The organism is Streptomyces sp. NPDC051662, from assembly GCF_040681655.1.
Lineage (GTDB): Bacteria > Actinomycetota > Actinomycetes > Streptomycetales > Streptomycetaceae > Streptomyces.
Genome location: NZ_JBFAZD010000069.1, coordinates 1 through 2,638 on the forward strand (window position 1 = coordinate 1; position 2,638 = coordinate 2,638).

General features: G+C 70.4%; 1 protein-coding gene. It reads left to right on the forward strand.

Annotation, left to right across the window (positions count from 1 at the left end; genetic code table 11):
* Positions 1-2,638, forward strand: a 2,638-nt coding sequence (locus tag AB0M67_RS41545; protein WP_365753404.1) for a condensation domain-containing protein, incomplete at both ends; no start/stop codon positions are given.

Below are 2,638 nucleotides of genomic sequence, written 5' to 3' on the forward strand. Positions count from 1 at the left end.
CGGGTGTGCTGCCGGAGTACATGGTGCCGTCCGCCTTTGTGGTGTTGGACGCGTTGCCGTTGATGCCGAACGGCAAGGTCGACCGCAAGGCGCTGCCCTCCCTGGAGTCGTCCCCCGAGTCGTCCGGTGTGGGAGAGGCCGGGTATGTGGCTCCGCGTTCGGCGAGGGAGGAGATCCTGTCCGGGATCTGGGCGCGTGTGCTCGGTCTTGAGCGGGTGGGTGTGGAGGACAACTTCTTCGATCTGGGCGGGGACTCGATCCTCAGCATCCAGGTCGTCTCCCAGGCCCGCGCCGCGGGCATCGTGCTCGCCGTCCAGGACCTGTTCGTACGGCAGACCGTCGCGGCCCTCGCCGCCGCGCCGACCAGCACCGCTGCCGACGAATCCGCCGGTCAGGACCGACCGCCCGTGGAGGGCCCTGTGGTACTCACCCCCGTTCAGCGCTGGTTCTTCCGCACCCACCGCAAGGACCCGCGGTTGCTCAGCACTGTCGTACGGCTCGGCCTGCGTCCCGGCACCGACCCGAGGGCGCTCGCTGGTGCGGTGACCGCGTTGGTGGCCCATCACGACGCCCTGCGACTGCGTTACGAACGGACCGGCGCGGGCTGGCGGCAGCGCAATCTCGCCGAGGACCGGTCCGTCGCCCTCGACCGTCACGATCTTTCGGCGCTCTCGGCGCCGGCCGCGCGAGCGGCTATGGACGAGACCGTCGAGGCCCTGCGGACCGGGTTCGATCTGGCGGAGGGACCGCTGATCCGCTTCGCGCTCTTCGAACGCGGAGAGGCCGAAGCTCAGTTGGCCGTGATCGCGCACCCTCTGGTCGTGGACGAGGCTTCGTGGCGGGTGTTGCTGGCGGATCTGGCGCTGGCGTATGGGCAGTTGGTGTCCGGGGCGGTGGTGGATCTGGGGCCGCGTTCCGCGTCGTTCCAGGAGTGGGCTTCGAGGTTGCGTGCGCATGTGGAGGCGGGTGGTTTCGACGCGGAGCTGGAGTACTGGAGCCGGGTCGGCCAGAACGTACCCACCGGACTGCCCGGTCAGGGCACACCCGCGCCCGACGCCTCGCATCAGGGCCTGGTCACATCGGTGGAGCTGTCGGCCGAGTCGACGCGGAAGCTCTGCCACGATGTCACGTCGCTGTACAGGACCGGGCCGGACGACGTGCTGCTCGCGGTGCTCGGCCGGGTACTGGGCCGGTGGACCGGCCAGAGCCGCGTCGTCGTGGACGTCGAGCGAGCGGGCCGCGAGGACGTGTTCCGAGGCGTCGATGTGTCGCGGACGGTGGGCTGGTTCAGCACGGTCTTCCCGCTGGAGCTGGTGTCCGGCACCTCCGGCACCTCCGGCGAGGACGGCACGCCCGGTGCCGCTGGTGGCGCGGACCCGGCCGCGTGGGACGTACTGATCAAGTCCGCGAAGGAACGGCTGCGTGGGGTACCCGGCCATGGCCATGGGTACGGCGCGCTGCGCTACCTCGGGGACCCCGACTCGGCGGCGGGCGACCTCGGGAGTACGGTCCGTCCGCAGGTCGGCTACAGCTGCCTCGGCGCGACCGAGGCCGCTGTCCCGCCCGCCCGGAGCGCGCTCTACGCCATGGCGGGGCCCGGACCCGACGGGCGGCAGCACGGCCCGCTCGGCCCCCGGGCCCATGCCCTGGATGTCGCGGCCCGTGTGATCGACGGGCGTCTGACAGTTCACCTGGTCCGGTCGGCCGGTGTGTTCTCCGACGAGGTGATCGAGGAGCTGGCGTCCGGATTCGCCGAGGAGCTGGAGAGCCTTCTGGCGCACTGCGAGTCGCCGGGTGCGGGTGGCGTCACGCCGTCGGACTTTCCGCTGTCGCCGCTGGATCAGGCGGCCCTCGACGCGGCGGTCGGTGACGGGCGTGGTGTCGAGGAGGTGCTGCCGTTGATGCCGTTGCAGTCCGGGATGCTCTTCCACGCGCTCGCCCAGGACGGCTCCAGCGCCTACTTCGAGCAGCTCATGTTCGCCGTCGACGGTGTGTCCGACGCCGACCGGTTCGTCGCGTCCTGGCAGCGGATGGTCGACGAGGTGCAGGCGCTGCGGATCGGGGTGGTGTGGGAAGGCGTGCCCGAGCCGGTACAGGTGGTGTACGAGTCGGTCGCGCTGCCCGTCGAGATCCTCGACTGGCGCACCGCCTCGGCGCCCGAGCAGGCCTCACTCTGGACCGACCGTGTCGCCGCCGACCGGAGTCGCGGTCTGGACCTGGCCTCCGTTCCACTCGCCCGGCTGACGCTCGCCCGGCTCACGGATGACCGTATCCGGGTGCTGTTCACCTTCCATCACATCCTGCTGGACGGCTGGAGTCTGGCTCGGGTGGTGTCGCTGGTGCTGGATGACTATGCGGCGCGGCGGGATGGGTTGGTGTTGCCGGTGGTGGTGGGTGGTCGTGCGTTGGGTGTGCAGGCGGGGTGGATGGCGGGGCGTGGTGTGGGGGTGGCGGAGGAGTTTTGGCGCGCTGGTCTGGCGGGTTTTGATGCGCCGGTGGCGTTGCTGTATGACCGGCCGGCTGTTCATGCCGGTCAGGCCCGTTCTTCGGAGCGGGTGGAGGTGGAGTTGTCGGAGGAATTGTCCGGTCAGCTCTTTTCGTTCGCGCGGCGGCATCGGCTGACCGTCAATGCTGTGGT